At 64.3% G+C, this 20,985-nt stretch carries 19 protein-coding genes; 11 read left to right on the top strand and 8 right to left on the bottom strand.

All coding sequences use genetic code 11. The features are described from left to right. Positions 1–52: 52 nt before the first annotated feature. Positions 53–748: an SDR family oxidoreductase gene (locus ACWPW0_RS17390; RefSeq protein ID WP_454256007.1), complete on the bottom strand. Its 696-nt coding sequence runs from the start codon at positions 746–748 to the stop codon at positions 53–55. A 280-nt stretch (positions 749–1,028) separates the two neighbouring features. Between ACWPW0_RS17390 and hemA the strand changes: the two genes are divergently transcribed. The 6 genes from hemA (at position 1,029) to ACWPW0_RS17360 (ending at position 6,546) form a co-directional block, all read left to right on the top strand. Next, positions 1,029–2,297 (top strand): glutamyl-tRNA reductase, encoded by a 1,269-nt coding sequence (hemA, locus tag ACWPW0_RS17385; protein WP_454256006.1) that lies wholly within the window; start codon positions 1,029–1,031, stop codon positions 2,295–2,297. After that, positions 2,294–3,376 carry a peptide chain release factor 1 gene (prfA, locus tag ACWPW0_RS17380; RefSeq protein WP_447593367.1) on the top strand — a complete coding sequence of 361 codons (1,083 nt, stop codon included), beginning with the start codon at positions 2,294–2,296 and terminating at the stop codon, positions 3,374–3,376. The genes hemA and prfA overlap by 4 nt, the downstream gene beginning before the upstream one ends. A gap of 166 nt (positions 3,377–3,542) precedes the next feature. Then, positions 3,543–4,373 carry a peptide chain release factor N(5)-glutamine methyltransferase gene (gene prmC / locus ACWPW0_RS17375; protein ID WP_454256005.1) on the top strand — a complete coding sequence of 277 codons (831 nt, stop codon included), beginning with the start codon at positions 3,543–3,545 and terminating at the stop codon, positions 4,371–4,373. Next, positions 4,373–5,134, top strand: coding sequence for a molybdopterin-synthase adenylyltransferase MoeB (locus ACWPW0_RS17370; protein ID WP_454256004.1), 762 nt, complete (start codon positions 4,373–4,375; stop codon positions 5,132–5,134). Before prmC ends, ACWPW0_RS17370 begins: the two co-directional genes overlap by 1 nt. Continuing rightward, positions 5,131–5,922: a glutamate racemase gene (gene murI / locus ACWPW0_RS17365; protein ID WP_454256003.1), complete on the top strand. Its 792-nt coding sequence runs from the start codon at positions 5,131–5,133 to the stop codon at positions 5,920–5,922. The genes ACWPW0_RS17370 and murI overlap by 4 nt, the downstream gene beginning before the upstream one ends. Before the next feature lie 111 nt (positions 5,923–6,033). Continuing rightward, positions 6,034–6,546 carry an acyloxyacyl hydrolase gene (locus tag ACWPW0_RS17360; protein WP_454256002.1) on the top strand — a complete coding sequence of 171 codons (513 nt, stop codon included), beginning with the start codon at positions 6,034–6,036 and terminating at the stop codon, positions 6,544–6,546. Between the two features lie 199 nt (positions 6,547–6,745). Here ACWPW0_RS17360 and ACWPW0_RS17355 read toward each other — a convergent pair whose 3' ends face one another. Further along, entirely contained in the window at positions 6,746–7,054 is a 309-nt protein-coding gene (locus ACWPW0_RS17355) for a YkgJ family cysteine cluster protein (protein ID WP_454256001.1), read from the bottom strand. 62 nt (positions 7,055–7,116) lie between these two features. After that, positions 7,117–8,007, bottom strand: a complete 891-nt coding sequence (locus ACWPW0_RS17350) for a MurR/RpiR family transcriptional regulator (protein WP_454256000.1) — start codon at positions 8,005–8,007, stop codon at positions 7,117–7,119. A 265-nt stretch (positions 8,008–8,272) separates the two neighbouring features. Here ACWPW0_RS17350 and ACWPW0_RS17345 point away from each other — a divergent pair, with 265 nt between their 5' ends. Together ACWPW0_RS17345 and iolB are read left to right on the top strand one after the other, a co-directional pair. Further along, entirely contained in the window at positions 8,273–10,204 is a 1,932-nt protein-coding gene (locus ACWPW0_RS17345) for a bifunctional 5-dehydro-2-deoxygluconokinase/5-dehydro-2-deoxyphosphogluconate aldolase (protein ID WP_454255999.1), read from the top strand. Between the two features lie 49 nt (positions 10,205–10,253). Next, positions 10,254–11,066 carry a 5-deoxy-glucuronate isomerase gene (gene iolB / locus ACWPW0_RS17340; RefSeq protein ID WP_454255998.1) on the top strand — a complete coding sequence of 271 codons (813 nt, stop codon included), beginning with the start codon at positions 10,254–10,256 and terminating at the stop codon, positions 11,064–11,066. 46 nt (positions 11,067–11,112) lie between these two features. Here iolB and ACWPW0_RS17335 read toward each other — a convergent pair whose 3' ends face one another. From ACWPW0_RS17335 to iolG, 5 genes are all read right to left on the bottom strand, one after another. Continuing rightward, positions 11,113–12,483: an MFS transporter gene (locus ACWPW0_RS17335; RefSeq protein ID WP_454255997.1), complete on the bottom strand. Its 1,371-nt coding sequence runs from the start codon at positions 12,481–12,483 to the stop codon at positions 11,113–11,115. A 75-nt stretch (positions 12,484–12,558) separates the two neighbouring features. Continuing rightward, positions 12,559–13,371: an inositol monophosphatase family protein gene (locus ACWPW0_RS17330; RefSeq protein WP_454255996.1), complete on the bottom strand. Its 813-nt coding sequence runs from the start codon at positions 13,369–13,371 to the stop codon at positions 12,559–12,561. A 51-nt stretch (positions 13,372–13,422) separates the two neighbouring features. Continuing rightward, positions 13,423–15,162, bottom strand: a complete 1,740-nt coding sequence (gene araD, locus ACWPW0_RS17325; protein WP_454255995.1) for an L-arabinonate dehydratase — start codon at positions 15,160–15,162, stop codon at positions 13,423–13,425. Between the two features lie 18 nt (positions 15,163–15,180). After that, positions 15,181–15,969, bottom strand: a complete 789-nt coding sequence (locus tag ACWPW0_RS17320) for an HpcH/HpaI aldolase family protein (RefSeq protein WP_454255994.1) — start codon at positions 15,967–15,969, stop codon at positions 15,181–15,183. Between the two features lie 15 nt (positions 15,970–15,984). Then, positions 15,985–16,980, bottom strand: a complete 996-nt coding sequence (iolG, locus tag ACWPW0_RS17315; RefSeq protein ID WP_454255993.1) for an inositol 2-dehydrogenase — start codon at positions 16,978–16,980, stop codon at positions 15,985–15,987. Positions 16,981–17,191: 211 nt separating this feature from the next. Here iolG and iolD point away from each other — a divergent pair, with 211 nt between their 5' ends. The 3 genes from iolD (at position 17,192) to ACWPW0_RS17300 (ending at position 20,978) form a co-directional block, all read left to right on the top strand. After that, positions 17,192–19,039 carry a 3D-(3,5/4)-trihydroxycyclohexane-1,2-dione acylhydrolase (decyclizing) gene (gene iolD, locus ACWPW0_RS17310; protein WP_454255992.1) on the top strand — a complete coding sequence of 616 codons (1,848 nt, stop codon included), beginning with the start codon at positions 17,192–17,194 and terminating at the stop codon, positions 19,037–19,039. A 78-nt stretch (positions 19,040–19,117) separates the two neighbouring features. Further along, positions 19,118–20,014: a myo-inosose-2 dehydratase gene (gene iolE, locus ACWPW0_RS17305; RefSeq protein WP_454255991.1), complete on the top strand. Its 897-nt coding sequence runs from the start codon at positions 19,118–19,120 to the stop codon at positions 20,012–20,014. A gap of 97 nt (positions 20,015–20,111) precedes the next feature. Then, positions 20,112–20,978 (top strand): SMP-30/gluconolactonase/LRE family protein, encoded by an 867-nt coding sequence (locus tag ACWPW0_RS17300; protein WP_454255990.1) that lies wholly within the window; start codon positions 20,112–20,114, stop codon positions 20,976–20,978. The last annotated feature ends 7 nt before the right edge of the window (positions 20,979–20,985 follow it).

Here is a 20,985-nt window from a genome sequence, read left to right as displayed (position 1 = left end):
GCTGCTTGCAGTCCGGCCTTTTCTCATTCTGGCGGTTGGCAGGCGCTACTGCTTACCAAGGCAGGGTTTCTCCCTGGTAGTCGAGAAAGGCCAGTTCGCGGCGACCCAGTTGCCCGGTAATCACGTGCAGCAGGCCGGCGGCGCTTTGCTCCACGCTCAACGGCGCGGCGTCGCCGCCCATGTCGGTGCGCACCCAGCCGGGGTGCAGGGCCAGCACGCTCCATGGCCGTGGCTGCTGGGCATGCCAACTGACCAGCAGGCTGTTCAGCGCGGCTTTGCTGGCGCCGTACAACGGCATCGAGGCGGACATCGCCAGGCCCTGGCTGCCCATCTGCGAACTCATGAAGGCGACCACGCCGTCGTCTTCTACCTCCCCGGCCAGTCGCTGTGCCAGGCGCAGCGGGGCGACGGCATTGGCCAGGAACAGTTGGCCGAGCTCTTCGACGCTGGCCTGCAAGGCGTCTGCGTGACGGGGCGTGGAAACCCCGGCGTTGAACAGCGCGCAGGCCAGGCGTTGGCCAGCGAGCGCCTGGATAATGCGCTCGCCGGCATCGGCAGCGTTGAGGTCGGCCTGGATCAACTGCAGGGCGTGCGGCCATTGCTGCTGCAGGGCCAGCAGCGGGCTGTCGTCGGGCAGCGAACGCGCCACTGCGTGCACTTGCCAGCCGGCCTCGAGAAAGGCGCGGGTCAGGCCCAGGCCGATACCGCGTGAGGCGCCGCCGATGAGGATGTGTCGTTTCAAGGCCATTGCATTCTCCCCTTGAGCATCGTGATGCTCAGCTCCAGGCTGCTGTTGTCGAGTCCATGAGGATAGCGTGCTTGCATGAGCGCTCCCATGCTGTGCATGAGGACTCTGTGCCTGCCGGGCGGCAAGCTGTCGCACGGGGACGAGGGCCGAACAAGCCCGTGCCGGCCTTGCGATGTGCATGGCGCACTCTTGGATTGCCCGGTCAGAATGTCGGCAATGGTTGTCCCGCACCGGATGAAGTAGGACAATTGCGCGCCTCCGTTCTCCGTAGCGACCCTGCATGGCTTTTCTCGCACTCGGCATCAACCACAAGACCGCCTCGGTGGACGTGCGCGAGCGCGTGGCATTTACCCCCGAGCAACTGGTCGAGGCTCTGCAGTTGCTGTGTCGCAGCACGCCCAGCCGTGAGGCGGCGATTCTCTCCACCTGCAACCGCAGTGAGCTGTACCTGGAGCAGGGCGAGCTGGCCGCCGACGATGTCCTGCGTTGGCTGGCTGACTATCACCACCTGAATATCGATGAGCTGCGCGCCTGTGCCTATGTGCACCAGGACGATTCCGCGGTGCGCCACATGATGCGTGTGGCCTCGGGGCTCGATTCGATGGTGCTGGGCGAGCCGCAGATCCTCGGCCAGATGAAGTCCGCCTATGCCGTGGCCCGCGAGGCCGGCACCATTGGTCCGCTGCTCGGTCGGTTGTTCCAGGCCACCTTCAGCACGGCCAAGACCGTGCGCACCGACACCGCCATCGGCGAGAACCCGGTGTCCGTGGCCTTCGCCGCGGTCAGCCTGGCCAAGCAGATTTTCGCCGACCTGCACCGCAGCCAGGCGCTGCTGATCGGCGCCGGCGAGACCATCAGCCTGGTCGCCCGCCACCTGCACGACCAGGGCATCAAGCGCATCGTCGTCGCCAACCGCACCCTGGAACGTGCCAGCAGCCTGGCCGAGCAGTTCGGTGCGCACGCCGTGCTGTTGGCTGACATCCCGCAGGAGCTGGCCAATAGCGATATCGTCATCAGCTCCACCGCCAGCCAGTTGCCGATCCTTGGCAAGGGCGCGGTGGAGCGGGCCCTGAAGCAGCGCAAGCACAAACCGATCTTCATGGTCGACATCGCCGTGCCGCGTGATATCGAGCCGGAAGTCGGCGAGCTGGACGACGTGTACCTGTATACCGTCGACGACCTGCACGAGGTTATCGAGGAAAACCTCAAGAGCCGCCAGGGTGCAGCGCAGGCGGCGGAAGAGCTGGTCAATGCCGGTGCCGGCGACTTCATGTTGCGCCTGCGCGAACTGGCTGCGGTGGATGTGCTCAAGGCCTACCGCCAGCAGGCCGAGCGCCTGCGCGACGAAGAACTGGCCCGCGCTCAGCGTTTGCTCGCCAACGGCTCCAGTGCCGAAGAAGTGCTGGCGCAACTGGCGCGTGGCCTGACCAATAAATTGCTGCATGCACCCAGCGTGCAACTGAAGAAAATTTCCGCTGACGGCCGCTTCGATGCGCTGGCCGTGGCCCAGGAACTGTTTGCCCTCGATGAGGGCGAGTCGAAATCATGAAAGCGTCATTGTTGAACAAGCTGGATATCCTCCACGACCGCTACGAGGAACTCACCGCGCTGCTCGGCGATGGCGAGGTGATTAGCAATCAGACCCAGTTTCGTGCCTATTCCAAGGAGTTCGCCGAAGTAGAGCCGGTGATCGTCACCTACCGCGAGTTCCGCAAGGTCACGGCGGACCTCGAAGGCGCCCAGGTGCTGCTCAAAGACAGCGACCCGGACGTGCGCGAGATGGCGGCCGAGGAAGTGAGCAGTGCCCGCGAGCAGCTCGAGGAACTGGAAAGCCGCCTGCAACGCATGCTGCTGCCCAAGGATCCCAAGGATGGCCGCAACGTGTTCCTGGAAATCCGTGCCGGGACCGGTGGCGACGAGGCGGCGATCTTCTCGGGCGACCTGTTTCGCATGTATTCGCGCTATGCCGAGAAGCAGGGCTGGCGGGTCGAGATCCTTTCCGAGAACCCCGGCGAGCACGGCGGTTACAAGGAAGTGATCTCCCGCGTCGAAGGTGACAACGTCTACGCCAAGCTCAAGTTCGAGTCCGGCGCGCACCGCGTGCAGCGTGTGCCAGAGACTGAATCCCAGGGCCGTATCCACACCTCGGCCTGCACCGTGGCGGTGCTGCCGGAGCCGGACGAGCAGGCGGCCATCGAGATCAATCCGGCGGACCTGCGTGTGGACACCTACCGCGCCTCCGGTGCCGGTGGGCAGCACATCAACAAGACCGACTCGGCGGTGCGCATTACCCACTTGCCGTCGGGGATCGTGGTCGAGTGCCAGGAAGAACGCTCCCAGCACAAGAACCGCGCCCGTGCACTGTCCTGGCTGGCAGCCAAGCTGCAGGACCAGCAGGACAGCGCCGTACACAAGGAAATCTCCGAGACGCGCAAGCTGCTGGTCGGCTCCGGTGACCGTTCCGAGCGCATCCGCACCTACAACTTCCCGCAGGGGCGCGTCACCGACCACCGTATCAACCTGACCCTGTATTGCCTCGACGATGTGCTGACCGGTGGCGTGGAAGCGGTGATCGAGCCGCTGCTGCAGGAGTTCCAGGCGGATCAGTTGGCCGCCCTGGGCGATTGAGTTGTGGTATTGGCTGGTGTGGTGCGCACGACGCACCCTACGGCACGAGTTATTACGTAGGGTGTGCCATGCGCGCCAATCGTAGGGTGGATGACGCTCTGTTCATCCACCAACAAGCCCGTACGGTGAATCACTGACGTGCTTCGATCCATTTAACGAGAGCCTCATGGCGACTATTCAATTCCTGCTCGATAGCGCCGACCTGCCTGACTCGCCCACCGCGCAGCTGGATGCCGAACTGCTGCTGGCTGCAAGCCTGGGCAAACCACGCAGCTACCTGCGCACCTGGCCGGAGCGTGAGCCGAGCGCCGAGCAGCAGGCCGCTTTCTCAGCCATGCTGGAGCGCCGGCGCCAGGGCGAACCGGTGGCTTATATTCTCGGCCAGCAGGGTTTCTGGAGCCTCGACCTGGAAGTGGCGCCGCACACCCTGATTCCCCGCCCGGATACCGAACTGCTGGTGGAAACCGCGTTGCACGTGCTGCCGGCCACGCCGCTGCGTGCGCTCGACCTGGGTACCGGAACCGGTGCCATTGCCCTGGCCCTGGCCAGCGAACGGCCGGGCTGGCGCGTGACCGGTGTCGACCGGATCGACGAGGCGGTCGCCCTGGCCGAACGCAACCGCCAGCGCCTGGGGCTGAGCAACGCCGAGTTTCGCCGCAGTTCCTGGTTTGCTGCCCTGGCAGGCGAACGCTACCGGCTGATCGTCAGCAACCCGCCCTATATCGCAGCCAATGATCATCACCTGGCCGAAGGTGACGTACGTTTCGAGCCGGCCAGCGCCTTGGTAGCGGGCGTCGATGGTCTGGACGATATTCGCCTGATCACCGGGCAGGCCCCGCAGCATCTCGACGCGGGTGGCTGGCTGCTGCTCGAACACGGTTATGATCAGGCGACAGCCGTGCGTGCGTTGTTGAGCGCAGCCGGCTTCACTCTGGTAGAAAGCCGCCGCGACCTTGGCGGCCATGAGCGAATCACCCTGGGGCAATGGCCAGCCTGATGAATCCGGAACTCACTGACGACGAGCTGTTGCGCTACAGCCGGCAGATCCTCCTGCCGCAGATCGATATTGCCGGTCAACTGAAGCTCAAGGGCGCTCGGGTGCTGATCGTCGGCCTCGGCGGGCTGGGTTCGCCGGCAGCGCTGTATCTGGCCGCTGCCGGCGTGGGTGAGTTGCACCTGGCTGACTTCGATACGGTCGACCTGAGTAACCTGCAACGCCAGGTCATTCATGACCAGACCCAGCTCGGCGTGGGCAAGGTCGATTCCGCTCTAAAGCGCCTGGCCGCGCTGAACCCGCAGATCAGCCTGGTGGCGCATCGCACGGCGCTGGACGAGGACACGTTGGTGGCGACAGTCGCTGCCGTGGATGTGGTGCTCGATTGCTCGGACAACTTTGCCACCCGCACGGCGGTCAATGCCGCCTGCGTGGTGGCGGGCAAGCCGTTGGTCAGCGGTGCGGCGATCCGCCTGCAGGGCCAGTTGGCCGTGTTCGATACCCGGCGCAGCGACAGCCCCTGTTATCACTGCCTGTTCGGCCATGGTGATGACAGTGAGCTGACCTGCAGCGAAGCCGGCGTGGTCGGCCCGCTGGTGGGCATGATCGGTTGCCTGCAGGCCCTGGAGACACTGAAGCTGCTGGCCGGTTTCGGCGAGCCTATGATCGGCCGGTTGCTGCTGGTCGATGCCCTCGATTCGCGTTTTCGCGAGCTGCGCATTCGCCGCGACCCGGCGTGCAGTGTCTGTGGAGCGCGTCCATGAGCAGCCAGGCACCGGTCGGCGTCTTCGATTCGGGCGTGGGCGGGCTTTCCGTCCTGCATGAGATTCGTGCGCGTCTGCCCGACGAGTCATTGTTGTACGTCGCCGACAGCGGCCATGTGCCATATGGCGAGAAGAGCCCGGAATTCATCCGCGAGCGCAGCCAGGCGATCAGTGCCTTCCTGCTGGAGCAGGGCGCCAAGGCACTGGTGCTGGCCTGCAACACCGCGACGGCGGCAGCGGTCGCTGACTTGCGCGAGCGCTATCCGCAGTTGCCCATTGTCGGTATGGAGCCAGCGGTCAAACCGGCTGCAGCGGTGACCCGCAGTGGCGTGGTTGGCGTGCTGGCCACCTCGGGTACGCTGAAAAGCGCCAAGTTCGCGGCCTTGCTCGACCGTTTCGCCAGCGATGTGCGGGTCATTACCCAGCCTTGCCCAGGCCTGGTCGAACAGATCGAGGCTGGCGAGCTGGACACACCGCGTACCCGTGAGCTGCTGCAGGGCTGGGTCGAGCCGTTGCTGGCCGAGGGCTGCGACACGCTGATTCTCGGTTGCACGCATTACCCGTTCATCAAGCCGTTGCTGCGTCAGCTGGTGCCGGAAACGGTGAGCCTGGTGGATACCGGTGCGGCCGTCGCCCGGCATTTGCAGCAACTGCTGGAGCAGCGTGAGTTGCGTGCACCCCAGGGCAATGCCGCGCAGACTCGGGTCTGGTCCAGTGGCGATCCTCAGGCGCTCAGCGCCGTATTGCCGAAACTCTGGGACGAACACGTCGAGGTTTTGGCGCTATAGGCGCCAAAAAATCTGGTTTTTTCGTCTAACCCGGCTTCCCCTCATAGCGAACGTTCCTATAATCCAGATGGGTACGTGAGCCCTATCATCCCTACGGTACAGGACGTTTGTATGAAGAAGATCCTTTCCATTGCGGCTGGTGCAGCGCTGAGTGTGGGTAGTCTGTGTGCACAGGCAGTGGATTTCACCGCTGCCGTGGGGCAGAGCGGCGACTCCACCATGGTTTATCGACTGGGGGCCCAATGGAACTGGGAGCGCAGTTGGCTGCAAAGTTCGGTGGGTCGCCTGACCGGCTACTGGGATGCCGGTTACACCTATTGGGACGGTGACAAGACCTCCACCAACCACAGCCTGTCCTTCGCTCCGGTATTCGTCTACGAATTCGCCGGCCAGAATGCGCAGCCCTATATCGAGGCTGGCATCGGTGTGGCGGCATTCGCCAATACCAAGCTGGAAGACAACGACCTGGGGTCGTCCTTCCAGTTCGAGGACCGAATCGGTTTCGGTCTGCGCTTCTCGGGTCAGGAAGTAGGGATTCGCGCGATTCACTATTCCAACGCCGGGATCAAGAAGCCTAACGACGGGGTCGAGGCCTATACCCTGCATTATCGTTTGAGCTTCTGAGCACCTGTTCACGATCTCCTGGCTCGCGGCCATACGGCGTTAAAAACGCCCTCGGAATGCTCATTTACCGCTCGTAAACTGCGCTTCCTCGGACGTTTTTGCCTTGTTTGGCTCTAATCCAGAAGATCGTGGACAGGTTCTGAGTTCGCGATCAACAAGAACCGGGCAAACAGCCCGGTTTTTTATTGCCCGGAGGACTTCAACGGTAGATGGTGCCCATCGTCCTGCGCTCGTCGCGGCACTCGGGGGAGCCCGTTTCGAATTCGCGGCAGATCAGTGGGCGTACCTCATAGATGGTGCAGCGCATGCTGTCGCGGTCCAGTGCGGCACACCAGCCGTCGCCGAGCCGGCGCATGACTTCACCGCCCCAGTCATCGGTGTCGATGAAGCGCTGCGGTACACCGGTATCGGTGATCAGCATGACCTCCAACTGGCAGCAGCACGCCGCGCAATTGGAGCAGGCGATGACGGGTTCGTCGGGGAGCTGGGTGATGGCGATGGCACTCATGGGCGCGCAGTGTAATGCAGGCGCACTGCCCAAGGGCAGTGCGCCGACGAAGGCCGCGTGGGTCAGCCTTCGTAGTCGTCTGGCTCGGTCAGCTCGTCGACCTTCAGCTCCAAGCGGAAGGCGAGGGCGATGAACAGTGCCTGGCACAGGCAGATGGTGGCGCTTAGCGAGCGGAAGGCGAAGGCGCTACCCTCGTTGACCAGCAGCAGGGCGTTGGCGCGTTTGCTCAAGGGGGATAGCTGGCTGTCGGTGATGACCAGGGTTTCTGCCTGGTTGTGTTGGGCGATACGCAAGCAGTGCTGGCTCTCACGGCTGTAGGGCATGAAGCTGATGACGATCACCAGGTCCTTGGCTTTCACGCTGCGCATCTGTTCCCGGTAGCTGCCGCCGCTGCCGTCCACCAGGTGCACGCGCTTGTTGGTGTGCTGCAGGTTGTAGAGCAGGTACTGGGCCACGGCGAAGGAGCGACGGACGCCGACGATGTAAATGTTCTCCGCCTTTTCCAGCAGGCCGACGGCCTTGTCGAAGGCATCGCCATCCAGCTCCTCGCCCAGTCGTTCCAGGCCCAGCCGCGTGGCATCAATCATTTCGTGGGCCAGGTCGCGGGTAGAGGTTTCCCGGGACTTGTTGGCGATCATGCTGCGAATGCGTTGCTGGTAGTTCTGTGCGGGGGCGGCCTTGTAGGTGTAGGCATCGCGGAACACCGACTGCAACTCGCTGAAGCCGGAGAAGCCGAAGCGTTGGGAGAAACGCACGATGGCCGATGGCTGCACTTCGCATTCGCGGGCGATGTCGCTGATGCGGTCGACCACGACCCGGCTGCTTTGCTGGCTGATGTAGGTGGCGACCCGTTTCAGTTGCTTGGGCAGATCGTCGTACTCGGCCGTGATCTTGCGCAACAGTTGTTCCACCGTGATCGGGGTGTCCACTTGCGCGTCGTCTGGGTGAGACATGAGTCGTCCTTAATCCGTCAGTAGCGACTGGTTCAGCGTATCCGCGCTGCACCAAAAAGAGGGTGAGTATCGCAGGAAATCGTGGCTGTCAGGTGTCACCTGCCCATGTGGATCCACGTTATGGCTTGCATTGATATGGAAATAATATTCCAATGATTTTATTTTGGGAAAAAATATTTCTATTTCGGTGTGCCGATTCTGTCGGGCAAAAATTCTGCCACGTCACTTCGGGCATGACCTCAAGTAAAACGTAACGGGAGTAACGATGGGAAAGGTGATCGGAACGCCGACGCTGGACGTAGTGTGTCTGGGGCGAATCGGTGTTGATCTCTATGCGCAGCAGATCGGCGCGCCGCTGGAAGATGCCAGCAGTTTCGCCAAGTACCTGGGGGGGTCGCCCGCCAATATCGCCTTCGGTTGCGCGCGCCTGGGTCTGCGTTCAGGAATGCTGACACGGGTGGGCGATGACCACATGGGCCGCTTTCTGCTCGATACCCTGCGGGGCGAAGGCTGTGATACCTCGGGCGTGGTGGTCGACTCGCAGCGCCTGACCGCACTGGTGCTATTGGGGATCAAGGATCAGCAGACCTTTCCGCTGGTGTTCTACCGCGAGAATTGTGCCGACATGGCTCTGTGTGTCGATGATATCGAGCCGGCTTACATCGCCTCGACGCGGGCGTTGCTGATCACGGGTACGCACCTGTCCGCCCCAGGTGTACATGCGGCCAGCCTGCATGCGCTGGCGCTGGCGCGTGAATTCGGCGTGCAGCGGATTCTCGATATCGATTACCGGCCGGTCCTGTGGGGGCTGGCCCAACGGGCGGATGGCGCAACCCGCTTCGTGGCCGATCAGGCCGTCAGTCGGCATCTGCAATCCGTGCTGCCGCAGTTCGATCTGGTGGTTGGCACGGAGGAGGAGTTCCTGATTGCGGGCGGTGAAGCCGACTTGCTCGCGGCCTTGCGTCGTGTGCGCGAAGTGACGGCAGCGGTACTGGTGCTCAAGCTCGGCGTGCGTGGCTGCGTGGTGCTGCGCGGGGCGATTCCCGAACGGCTGGAACAGGCGGGGATTCAGGCCGGGCAGCAAGTGGAGGTGCTCAACGTGCTGGGGGCCGGCGATGCCTTCATGGCGGGCTTTCTCAAGGGCTGGCTGGCGGGTGCTGACGATGCCGAATGCTGTCGCCTGGCCAATGCCTGCGGTGCCCTGGTGGTATCGCGCCATGGCTGTGCTCCGGCGATGCCTTCGGCCGTCGAGCTGGCGTATTACCTGGAACATGCCACGCATTTGCTGCGTCCGGATGAGGATGCCACCTTGCAGCGCCTGCATCAGGTCAGCGTGGCGCGGCGAGAATGGCGGCCGTTGCATATCTTCGCGTTCGATCACCGCCAGCAACTGGTCGATCTGGCTCAGGAGGTCGGTGCCGATCTGGCGCGCCTGGGACGGCTCAAGCAGTTGTGCGTGGCGGCGATGGGGCAGGTCGAGCAGGGTTTTGTCGAGCAGGGCATCGAGGCCGATGTCGGCATTCTCGCCGACGAGCGCTTCGGCCAGGATGCGCTGAACGATGCCACCGGCCGTGGTTGGTGGATCGCCCGTCCCGTGGAGTTGCCCGGCTCGCGTCCGTTGCAGCTGGAGCGGGGCCGGCACTTGCAGGGCGAACTGCTGCAGTGGCCGCGGGAGCAGATCGTCAAATGCCTGGTGCAGTACCATCCGGATGACGAGCCGGTGCTCCGACACGAGCAGGAGCAATTGCTGCTGGATATCTACCAGGCGTCGCAGGCCAGTGGGCATGAGCTGCTGCTGGAGGTGATTCCGCCGCGCGATCATCCCTCGTCCTGCGCCCATGCGTTGTACCGGGCCATCGAGCGGCTCTACGACATCGGCATCTACCCGGCGTGGTGGAAGATCGAGTCCCAGTCGCACGCAACCTGGGCGCGCCTGGATGAGTTGATCGACGCCCGTGACCCGTATTGCCGGGGTGTGGTGCTGCTGGGGCTGAATGCACCGGTCGAGGCCCTGGCCGAAGGTTTTCGCCAGGCCCGCGACAGTCGCTGGTGCCGGGGGTTCGCCGTGGGCCGTACGATCTTCCAGGCGCCGAGCCGCGAATGGCTGAGCGGTGCGCTGAGCGATGAACAGTTGATCGAGCAGGTGCGCGATACGTTCGAGCGTCTGGTGCGCTGCTGGAGGCAGGCACGCATATAGGCTGGATAGCATGACGGGGACGCGCCCCGCCATGGTTTAGGAGGCAGTGATGAAATTGTTGGTCAAGGGCGATGCCCGCAAGCAGACCTGCGTGGCGCTGCCAGAGCAGGCGCTGCGCTATGTCGGTTTCTCGGTGCAGGCATTGGCTGTGGGGCAACGCTGGTCATTCGACAGCGGTGAGCAGGAAGTCTGCCTGGTGCTGCTCTGCGGCAAGGCCGGCATCGTGGTGAACAGTGCCGCATTCGGTGACTTCGACTGGCCGCAGCTGGGTACCCGCGAGAGCCCGTTCGACGATGTATCGCCGGATGCGGTGTACCTGCCGCCGCACTGCCAGGTATGCATCACGTCGTTGAGCCCGTGCCAGGTGGCGATCTGTGCTGCACCGGGTGATACCGATGGAGAGCTGCCGCCTCGTTTGATCAGTGGTGGAGGCATGGCGCGCTCGGTGCGCGGCAAGGGGCCGAACACCCGTTATGTCTGCGACATCCTGCCGGATACCGAGGCGGCACATTCGCTATTGGTGGTGGAGGTCATCACGCCCTCCGGGCACTCGTCGAGCTACCCGCCGCACAAGCATGACCTGGATGCCTTGCCGGAGCAGAGCCTGCTGGAAGAGGTGTATTACCACCGGCTCGACCCGGAGCAGGGCTTCGTCTTCCAGCGTGTCTACACCGATGACCGCAGCCTCGATGAGGCCTATGCGGTGGAGAACCATGACGTGGTGATGGTGCCGCGTGGCTACCACCCGGTCACCGTGCCCTGGGGCTACCGTTCCTACTACCTGAACGTCATGGCCGGGCCGCGACGGGTGTGGAAGTTCGCCAACGACCCGGCACATGAATGGCTGCTCGATACGCTGTGAAGCGGGATGCGCCGGAAGCGAAGCAGCGTGCTTCCGGCGCATGGCTTCAGGCCTGCTGCGGGGCCAGGCGTGGCGACGGACCGCCGGGGCGGCCGCGGTAGGTGTTGAGGGTGAAGGCGCAGGTCAGCAGGACCGAGAAGCCGATGGCACCCATCCAGAACAGTGAGATCTGTTCGAAGTCGTAGAACTTCTGCCCATCCAGCACCACCTTGTTGTGGTCGAGGATAAAGCCGCTGATCAGCTCGCCCATGGCCGCGCCGAAGTAGCTGGCAATGCCGATCACACCCAGTGCCGCGCCTGCGGCTTTCTTCGAGCTGATATCCACCGCCATCAGGCCGCCCAGGTAGCACAGCAGCACGCCGAGCGAGGTGCCGAACAGCGCCATGGCCAGGAAGTCGAGCCATTCGTGGCCGCCGGGAATGAACAGGAACATGCCCAGGCCGACGGCATTCAGCAGGCCGAACAGAATGGCCAGCGCCTCGCGACGGCCGGCGAAGAAACGGTCGGAAATCCAGCCGCTCAACCCCGTGCCGAAGATGCCGCAGATGGCGCTCACCGAAATCACCGTGGAGGCCTTCAGCGTGCTGTAGCCCTTGGCGTTCTCCATGAAGAAGATGCCCCAGGAGAAGATCGCGTAACGGCTGATGGACATGCCGGCAGCGGCGAGGGCGAGCAGCCACAGGTTGACGTTCTTCAGGATGCTCAACTGTTGGCGCAGTACCGAGCCTTCTTCAGCTTCCTGGGGTTCGCCCTTGATCACCGCAATGCTCGGGTAGCCGCGGCTCTGTGGCGAGTCATGCATGAACAACACGATCAGCGCGACACCGAATAGGCCCATGGCACTGGCGGTCCAGTAGCCCGATTGCCAGCCCCAGGCAGTGATGGCGGCGGCGACCACGATATAGGTCAGCGCTTCACCGGCGTTGTGCGCCACCGACCAGAGGCCGTAGAAGGTGCCGCGCTCCTTGTCGCCATACCAGCGCGCCAGGGACACCACCGCCGGGCCAACGCCCATCGACTGGGCCCAGCCGTTGACGGCCCACATCAGGGTCAGCACCAGGGCGCTGGTGGTCATGCCCATGCCGAGGTTGATCAGCGCGGTGATCAGCAGGCCGAGGCCCATATAGCGCGCCACGTTGGCATGATCGGCGAGAAAACCGTTGACCAGTTTGCCAATGGCGTAGCTGGCGAACAGGGCCGAGCCGATGACTCCCAGTTCGGTGGTGCTCAGCAGGTTGCTCTCGGCCAGCGCGGGCTTGGCCACGTTGAACGACAGGCGGCAGACATAGAACATCGCGTAGCTGACCGACATGGCGAGAAACGTCTGCCAGCGCAGGCGGCGGAAGGCGCTTTCATCAAAAGGGCCATCTGCCGGGCGCGCCGGGGCCGCTTTGAAAAAATGGAAAAGGCCCTTCATTGGGGTCTCCTTTTATTGTGCGAATCACTGTGCGCAAGGTCGGGGCAGAGGCTGCCCCGAACAGCGGCGTGCTCCTCAGAGCGAGGTGTTGCCGATCAGGCTGGCGAGTTGCGGATACAGCGCCTCGGGTGCCACCAGGATCGGGTTGCCCTTGAGCAGGCCGTTGCCGGCGAAGAAGTCATTGCTGCGTCCGCCGGCCTCGTGCATCAGGACAATGCCGGCCAGGCAGTCCCACGAGTTGATGTGCGGTTCGTAGTAGCCGATCAGGCGCCCGGCGGCAGCGTGGGCCATCATCAGCGCCCCGGAGCCGGTTCTGACGAACATGCCGCCGGCTTCCAGCAGGCCTTCGATAAAGGGTACGAAGTCGCTGGCCCGCACGCGGTGCGAGGTGCCGACGCCGAGCACGCCTTCGCGCACATTGCCGGCCTGGCTGGCGCGGATCGGCGTGTCGTTGACGAAGGCGCCGACGCCTTTACAGGCATGGAAGGTTTCGTCGTGGTTCGGGTCGCTAATGGCGCCGATCACCGGTTCTCCGTCGATCAGTACGCCGACCGAGGTGCACCAGTTGTGCAGGCCATTGAGGAAGCAGGCGGTGCCATCGATCGGGTCGACGATCCACAGCACGCCGTTACTGCCTGACTCCAGCCCGGATTCCTCGCCGAGGAAGCCGTCCTCGGGGAAGCGCTCGCGGATGGCGCCCTTGAGGTAGTTCTCCACCTCGCGGTCGGCGATGCTGACGACGTCCTGCAGGTCGTCGCCCTTGTGCTCGGTGATCAGCTCAGCGCGGCGCAGGTAGAGGTTGTGGCCGATCTCGGCTGCCTGTTTGGCGGCCTCGCGGGCGAACTGGTAGCGCGCGTCGAGGGCTACCGGGTCGAAAGTTGCTGACATGTCTGTGACCTTCATGGAATGAGGAAGAAGAGGCGCTGCAATGGCGGCGCGCTAGTAGATATCGGGATCGGCTACCGCTTCGTCGGCGGTTTCCAGGAAGTCGAAATCGCAACCCTGGTCGGCCTGAGAAATGTGCTCGGCGGACAGGCGACCGAAGCCGCGTGGGTAATGCGGTTTGGGTTTCTTCCACAGGGTGCGCCGGGCCTGCAGCTCCGCATCGCTGACGTGCAGGTGCAGGCGGCGGCCAGCAGTGTCCAGGGTGATCAGGTCGCCGTCGCGCACCAGGGCCAGTGGCCCGCCGATGCCGCTTTCGGGGGAAACGTGGAGGACGCAGGCGCCATAGCTGGTGCCCGACATGCGCGCATCGGAAACCCGCACCATGTCGCGTACGCCTTGCTCCAGCAGCTTCTTCGGAATCGGTAACTGGCCCCACTCCGGCATGCCCGGTGCGCCGATGGGGCCGCCATTCTGCAGCACCAGGACGCTGTCGGCGGTCACCACCAGGTCGGGGTCGTCGATGCGTTGGGACATGTCCTTGTAGCTGCTGAACACCACGGCCGGGCCGGTGTGTTGTAACAGCTCGGCTTCGGCGGCGGCTGGCTTGATCACCGCGCCGTTGGGTGCCAGGTTGCCGCGCAGCACGGCGAGACCGCCGAGGCTCCACACCGGGTTGTCCAGCGGGCGGATCACGTCGTCGTTGTAGACCTCGGCAGGGGCGATGTTGTCGCCCAGGGTCATGCCATTGACGCTGCGGCAACCCAGGTGCAGTTCGCCCTGCAGGCGCGACAGCAGGCCACCGAGGCCGCCGGCGTAATAGAAGTCTTCCATCAGGTAGGTGCCGGCCGGGCGGATGTTGCCCAGCACCGGGATGCGCTGGCTGATGCGGTCGAAGTCGTCGATGGTCAGGTCGACGCTGGCACGGCGGGCCATGGCGATCAGGTGGATGATGGCGTTGGTCGAGCCGGACAGGGCCAGATCGACCATGATGGCGTTCTCGAAGGCTTCGCGGCAGAGAATGTCGGACGGCTTGAGGTCTTCCCAGACCATGTCGACGATGCGCCGGCCGCTGGCTGAGGCCAGGCGTGCATGGTTCGAGTCGGCCGCCGGGATCGCCGAGCCGCCTGGGAGGACGAAGCCCAGTACTTCGGCCACCGACATCATGGTGGCGGCGGTGCCCATGGTCATGCAGGTGCCGGCCGAGCGGGCGATGCCGTCTTCCAGCTCCAGCCAGGAGAGTTCGCTGAGGTTGCCGGCGCGTTTTTCCGCCCAGTATTTCCAGACGTCCGAGCCGCTGCCCAGCACCTTGCCTTTCCAGTTGCCACGCAGCATCGGCCCGGCTGGCAGGTAGATCGCCGGCAGGTTCATGCTGGTGGCCGCCATCAACAGGGCGGGGGTGGTCTTGTCGCAGCCACCCATCAGCACCACGCCGTCGATCGGGTGGCTGCGCATGATCTCTTCGGCTTCCATGGCCAGCAGGTTGCGATAGAGCATGGTGCTGGGTTTGACGAAGGGCTCGCCCAGGCTCATGGCCGGGAGTACCACGGGGAAACCGCCGGCCTGCCAGACACCGCGCTTGATCTCTTCGACGCGCTGCGGGAAGTGGCTGTGGCAGGAGTTCAGGTCCGACCAGGTATTGATGATGCCGATGACCGGCTTGCCGGCGAAGTCCTCGCTGGAGAAGCCCATCTGCTTGGTGCGCGAACGGTGGCCGAAGGCGCGCAGGTTCTGCACGCCGAACCACTTGTGGCTGCGCAGTTCATCGGGACGTTTACGGGTTGGGGTACTGCTCATGTGTGTTCTCCTTGCCGCTCAATAGCTGGTGGCGGCGTCGGTGGCGCGCGCCTGGCGCACTTCGGACAGGGCGAGCTGGGCGGCGGCGGCCATCAGGCGTGCATCGGAGGCGATGGTCACCAGGTCGAAGCCCTGTTCCAGCATGCGACGGGCATAGGCCGCGCTGCCGTTATGGATGCCGGCATACAGGCCGTGGGCCTTGGCCCGCTCGAGAATGTGCGCGATGGCCTGGACCACCGCGGGCTCTTCCTGGTCGAAGCGCGGCGTGCAGCCAAGCGACAGCGACAGGTCGGCCGGGCCGATATAGATGCCGTCCAGGCCCGGCGTGGCGAGGATCTGCTCCAGGTTGTCCAGCGCCTGGTGCGTTTCGATCATGGCCAGGGCCAGGGTGTCGCGGTTGGCATGCTCGGCGTAGTCCGCGCCGTAGTGCAGCAGCGCGCGGATCGGGCCGAAGCTGCGCTGGCCCAGGGGCGGGTAGCGCATAGCCGAGACGAAACGCTCGGCATCGGCGGCGCTGTTGACCATCGGGCAGATGATGCCGCCGGCACCGGCGTCGAGCATGCGCATGATGATGCCCGGATCGAGCCAGGGCACCCGAACCAGTGCGGCGGTGTCGGTGCTGGCAATGGCAGTGAGCATGTTCACCGCCGCGGCGTAGTCGATCAGGCCGTGCTGCATGTCCAGGGTCAGGCTGTCCCAGCCCTGGTGGGCCATGGTCTCCGCGGAGAAGGCATGGGGGATCGCCAGCCAGCCGTTGATGCTGCCGCACTGCTTGGCGCGGTTGTCCCTGAGTCGGTTCGGGCGCATGGGGGCTTCCTCGGCTCAGTCCAGACGCACGCTCTGACCGGTGGTCAGCGAGCGGTACGCGGCCTCGGCCAGGCGCTGGGCCTGATAGCCATCGTCGAAGCTCGGACTGGCCTGCTGCTTCTGGGTCAGGGCTGCGACGAAGGCATCCATCTGCAGGCGGAAGGCATCCTGATAACGGTCGAGGAAGAAGTTCATCAGCGGCTCACGCATGCCGGTGGCCTGCTCGGTATAGCGCTCCAGGGCGGTGTGGGTGCGGTTGTTCGACAACAGCATGCCTTTGCTGCCCAGGGCTTCGATGCGCTGGTCATAGCCGTAGCTGGCGCGGCGCGAGGCATTGATGTGGCACAGGCGGCCGGAGGCGGTCTTGAGGATGACCACGGTGGAGTCGACATCGCCGGCCTCGGCCACGGCCGGATCGACCAGCGCACTGCCATAGGCGCAGAGCTCGACGATCTCTTCGTCGAGGATGAAGCGGGCGATATCGAAGTCGTGGATCAGCATGTCGCGGTAGATGCCGCCGGAATGCTGCAGGTAGCTCAGTGGCGGCAGGCCAGGGTCGCGGCTGGTGATGATCAGTTGTTCCAGGTTACCCAGCTCGCCGGCACGGATGGCGTCACGCAGGGCGCGGTGGCCCGGATCGAAGCGGCGGTTGAAGCCGATCTGGATGGTGCTGTCGATGCCTTCAAGCGCCTGGCGGCAGCGTTCTACCTGGGCTAGGTCGAGGTCGATGGGCTTCTCGCACAGCACGGCCTTGCCGGCCTTGGCGGCACGCAGCAGCAGGTCGACATGGGTGTCGGTCGGCGAGGCGATCAGCACCGCGTCGACGGCCGGGTCAGCCAGCACGGCTTCCAGGTCGGAAATGGCGGTGGCACCGCATTGCTCGGCGACGGAGCGGGCGAACTCGGCATTCAGGTCCTGAACGTAGACCACCTCGGCGCCAGGGTGACGCGCGATGGTCTGGGCATGCAGGCGGCCGATACGACCGGCACCGAGGATAGCGAAGCGAATCATGGATAACTCCCGTTTTTGGAATTTTTGTTTCATCGGCGCCGACTATAGAACGCTAGTTAGGCGATAGGAATAGCTTTAGGGAAAATATTTTCTGAAATTCTGTTGCATTGGAATTTTTGTTCCAATAAGGTTGCTCCATCGAATGCAGACCCTGCTCGCGATTCGCTGCCGGATCGCCGAACAGGCAAGAACAAGAGAACAAGGTGAAACGATGAAAACGCTTCGACTGACCGCCGCCCAGGCGCTGGTTCGTTACATGCAGGCGCAGTACGTGGAGCACGAAGGGCAGGAAGTCCCGTTCTGTGCCGGTGTCTGGGCAATCTTCGGGCACGGCAACGTGGCGGGTCTGGGTGAGGCGCTGTATCAGGTGCGCGACAGCCTGCCGACTTTGCGTGCACACAATGAGCAGGGCATGGCCAATGCCGCCATCGCCTACACCAAGGCGCTTGGTCGTCGCCGCATCATGGCGTGCACCACCTCGGTCGGTCCGGGCGCTACCAATATGGTCACCTCGGCGGCGCTGGCTCACGTCAACCGCTTGCCATTGCTGCTGCTGCCCGGCGATACCTTCGCCAGCCGCCTGCCGGACCCGGTACTGCAGCAACTGGAGGCCTTCAACGACCCGACCCTGAGCGTCAACGACTGCTTCCGCCCGGTGTCGCGTTACTGGGATCGCATCACCCGCCCGGAACAGTTGCTGGTGAGCCTGCCCAGGGCGTTCGAAGTACTGCTGGACCCGGTCGATTGCGGTCCGGTAACCCTGTGCCTGCCGCAGGATGTGCAGGCCGAAGCCTGGGACTACCCGGAAAGCTTCTTTGCCCGTCGCGTGCACCGCCAACGTCGTCCGCAGGCCGATGCCTATGAGCTGGAGCAGGCGCTGCAAGCCCTGCGGACGGCGCGCAAGCCATTACTGATCGCGGGCGGTGGCGTGCATTACAGCGGTGCTTGCGAGGTGCTGGCGCAATTCGCCCGGCAGCATGGCATTCCTGTAGCGGAAACCCAGGCAGGCAAGGGCGCGCTGAACTGGCGTCACCCGCAACTGCTCGGTGGTGTGGGCGTGACCGGTAGCGATGCCGCCAACCGGCTTGCCGCCGAGGCCGACCTGGTGCTGGCGGTCGGTACCCGGCTGGCGGATTTCACCACCGGGTCGCGCAGCCTGTTCGGCAATCCTGAGCTGAAGCTGTTGTCGCTGAACATCGGCAGTTTCGATGGCCACAAACATGCGGCGCAACCGCTGGTCTGCGATGCCCAGGTCGGTCTCACGGCACTCTCGCTGGGCCTGGCCGACTGGCAGGCGCCGAGTGTCTGGCAGGCCTTGGCGAACGAGCAGATCGAGCACTGGAATGTCCTGGTGGATCAGGTCACGGCACGGGTCGATAGCGCGCTGCCCAACGATGCCCAGGTACTGGGTTGCGTCAACCGCGCCGCCGGTGAAAAGAGTGTGGTGGTCTGTGCTGCCGGTGGTCTGCCGGGGGAGTTGCAGAAGCTCTGGCGTACCGAACAGCCGGGCGGCTATCACCTGGAATACGGCTTCTCCTGCATGGGCTACGAAGTGGCCGGCGGGCTGGGTGTGAAGATGGCCCGCCCAGAGCGCGACGTGTTCGTCATGGTCGGCGATGGTTCCTACCTGATGCTCAACTCGGAGCTGGCCACGTCGGTGATGCTCGGCCACAAGATCACCGTGGTGCTGCTCGATAACCGCGGCTTCGCCTGCATCAACCGCCTGCAGCAAGCCTGTGGCGGGGCGCCGTTCAACAACCTGCTGCAAGACAGCCTGCAAGGTCCTGACGGCGCGCCGGACATCGACTTCGCCGCCCATGCCGCCGCTCTCGGTGCCGCCAGCCGCAAGGTCGCCTCTTTGGAGGAACTTGAGCCGGCGCTGGCATGGGCCGCCGAGCAGACCCGCAGTTGCGTGCTGGTGATCGACACCGACCCGATGCCGAAAACCCAGGCCGGCGGCTGCTGGTGGGATGTGCCGGTACCGGAGCGTTCCGAGCGTCCGCAAGTGCTGCAGGCTTATCAGAATTATCGCGAGCAGAAGCGCCAGCAGCGCATCTGACCGCCCACTATCACGGCTCTCTGCAAAGAGACTTCGGGGTCGGCGACCGGCCCCTTTTTTATACCTTCGGAGTGCGACATGAGCGTACGTATCGGCATCAATCCACTGACCTGGACCAACGATGACCTGCCCGAGCTGGGCGCTGATACACCACTGGAAACCTGCCTGAGCGAGGGCCGCGAGGCTGGCTTCGCCGGCTTCGAACTGGGCCAGAAATTTCCCCGCGCCCCCGAGGTGCTGGGGCCGATCCTGAATGCCCACGGCCTGTCGCTGGTATCCGGCTGGTACAGCTCGCAGCTGCTCGACCGCAGTGCCGCCGAGGAGATCGAGGCGCTGCAATCGCACCTGCATCTGCTCAAGGCGCTGGGTGCGCGGGTCATGGTGTTTGCCGAGGTCAGTGGTTGCATCCACGGTCTGCGCGATGTGCCGCTGTCGCAACGTCCGGTGATGACCGACAGCCAATGGCGGCTGTTCAGCGAACGCCTGAGCGAGGTCGCCGATTACCTGCAGGAGCAGGGCGTGCGCATGGCCTACCACCACCACATGGGCACCGTGGTGGAGAGCGAGGCGGAGGTGGATCGCATGATGGAAAGCACTGCGCCTTCGGTCGGCCTGCTGCTGGATGGCGGCCACCTGACCTATGCCGGTGGTGATCCGGTACGTGTCGCACGTAAGTGGGCCGCCCGTATCGTGCATGTGCACTGCAAGGATGTGCGCCTGGACGTGCTGGCTCAGCGCAAGGCCATCGATTCGAGCTTCCTCGAGTCCGTATTGGCCGGTGTGTTCACCGTGCCGGGTGATGGCGGCGTGAACTATGCAGGTGTGTTGTCGGTGCTGGCGGATGCCCGTTATCAGGGCTGGCTGGTGGTCGAGGCCGAGCAGGACCCGGCCAAGGCCCATCCGCTGACATATGCCAGCCTCGGCTATCGCAACCTCAGCGCCCTGGCCAGGCAGGCGGGTTTGACCGCCGGCTGACGAGAGGCGGCCGCGCTCGCGACATTCCAACCACTGAAAAAATATTGCCCGCGTGGGTAAGGGGATCGGCTTGCCTGTCGCAGGCCGGGGAGTAGCTATGAGTCAGGTCGAATGTGTTCTGGATGCGCGTGCCGAACTGGGTGAAAGCCCGGTCTGGTCGGCAACCGAGCAAGCGTTGTATTGGCTGGACATCATCGGCCAGCGCCTGCATCGCTTCGAGCCCGCCACGGGAGCGACACGCGAGTGGCCGTTGCCGGCACGACCGGGTTCGCTGGCGCTGTGTGCCTACGGCGATGTGCTGTTGGCGATGGGCGAGGGCTTTCATCGCCTGGATCTCGACAGTGGCCGTCTGCAATTGCTGCAGCGCCAGGCGCTGTCCGAGGGCTGCCGGTTCAACGACGGCAAGGTGTCGCCCGATGGCCGCTTCTTCGTCGGCAGCATGGACGAAGCGCAACTCAGCCGGCGCCTGGGCGTGCTCTATCGGTTCGATCCCGATGGTCGCTGCGAGGCGGTACTGGACGACCTGATTGTCTCCAACGGCCTGGCCTGGAGCCCGGATGGTCGCCAACTGTGGCACTCCGACTCCAAGGGCCAGCTGATTCGCTGCTTCGACTACCACAACGGCCAGCTTTCCAATCCACGCGAAATCGCCCGCCCGGACGAGGCCGCCGGCCGCCCGGATGGCGCGGCGATGGATGTCGACGGCTTCTACTGGAGCGCCGGCATCTCCGCTGGCGTGCTCAACCGCTGGGCGCCGGATGGCCGTCTGGATCGTCGGGTGGAGCTGCCCTGTGCGGCGCCGACCATGCCCTGTTTCGGCGGGCCGGACATGAAAACCCTGTTCATCACATCGCTGCGGCATGGCCTCAGTGCTGCGCAACTGGCGCACCGGCCGTTGTCGGGAGGGCTGTTCGCCCTTCGCGTCGACGTGGCGGGCGTGCCGGTCGCGCGCTTCAAGCAATAAGGAGAAC

It is taken from the genome of Pseudomonas sp. Marseille-Q8238, from assembly GCF_965111915.1.
Note: the sequence above shows the minus strand (reverse complement) of the source record. Positions and strands in the feature narration are given on the sequence as shown.

Excerpts from the sequence above, each read along its gene's own strand:
- ACWPW0_RS17390 (WP_454256007.1), bottom strand. The coding sequence starts at position 748 with ATGGCCTTGAAACGACACATCCTCATCGGCGGCGCCTCACGCGGTATC.
- hemA (WP_454256006.1), top strand. The coding sequence starts at position 1,029 with ATGGCTTTTCTCGCACTCGGCATCAACCACAAGACCGCCTCGGTGGAC.
- prfA (WP_447593367.1), top strand. The coding sequence starts at position 2,294 with ATGAAAGCGTCATTGTTGAACAAGCTGGATATCCTCCACGACCGCTAC.
- prmC (WP_454256005.1), top strand. The coding sequence starts at position 3,543 with ATGGCGACTATTCAATTCCTGCTCGATAGCGCCGACCTGCCTGACTCG.
- ACWPW0_RS17370 (WP_454256004.1), top strand. The coding sequence starts at position 4,373 with ATGAATCCGGAACTCACTGACGACGAGCTGTTGCGCTACAGCCGGCAG.
- murI (WP_454256003.1), top strand. The coding sequence starts at position 5,131 with ATGAGCAGCCAGGCACCGGTCGGCGTCTTCGATTCGGGCGTGGGCGGG.
- ACWPW0_RS17360 (WP_454256002.1), top strand. The coding sequence starts at position 6,034 with ATGAAGAAGATCCTTTCCATTGCGGCTGGTGCAGCGCTGAGTGTGGGT.
- ACWPW0_RS17355 (WP_454256001.1), bottom strand. The coding sequence starts at position 7,054 with ATGAGTGCCATCGCCATCACCCAGCTCCCCGACGAACCCGTCATCGCC.
- ACWPW0_RS17350 (WP_454256000.1), bottom strand. The coding sequence starts at position 8,007 with ATGTCTCACCCAGACGACGCGCAAGTGGACACCCCGATCACGGTGGAA.
- ACWPW0_RS17345 (WP_454255999.1), top strand. The coding sequence starts at position 8,273 with ATGGGAAAGGTGATCGGAACGCCGACGCTGGACGTAGTGTGTCTGGGG.
- iolB (WP_454255998.1), top strand. The coding sequence starts at position 10,254 with ATGAAATTGTTGGTCAAGGGCGATGCCCGCAAGCAGACCTGCGTGGCG.
- ACWPW0_RS17335 (WP_454255997.1), bottom strand. The coding sequence starts at position 12,483 with ATGAAGGGCCTTTTCCATTTTTTCAAAGCGGCCCCGGCGCGCCCGGCA.
- ACWPW0_RS17330 (WP_454255996.1), bottom strand. The coding sequence starts at position 13,371 with ATGTCAGCAACTTTCGACCCGGTAGCCCTCGACGCGCGCTACCAGTTC.
- araD (WP_454255995.1), bottom strand. The coding sequence starts at position 15,162 with ATGAGCAGTACCCCAACCCGTAAACGTCCCGATGAACTGCGCAGCCAC.
- ACWPW0_RS17320 (WP_454255994.1), bottom strand. The coding sequence starts at position 15,969 with ATGCGCCCGAACCGACTCAGGGACAACCGCGCCAAGCAGTGCGGCAGC.
- iolG (WP_454255993.1), bottom strand. The coding sequence starts at position 16,980 with ATGATTCGCTTCGCTATCCTCGGTGCCGGTCGTATCGGCCGCCTGCAT.
- iolD (WP_454255992.1), top strand. The coding sequence starts at position 17,192 with ATGAAAACGCTTCGACTGACCGCCGCCCAGGCGCTGGTTCGTTACATG.
- iolE (WP_454255991.1), top strand. The coding sequence starts at position 19,118 with ATGAGCGTACGTATCGGCATCAATCCACTGACCTGGACCAACGATGAC.
- ACWPW0_RS17300 (WP_454255990.1), top strand. The coding sequence starts at position 20,112 with ATGAGTCAGGTCGAATGTGTTCTGGATGCGCGTGCCGAACTGGGTGAA.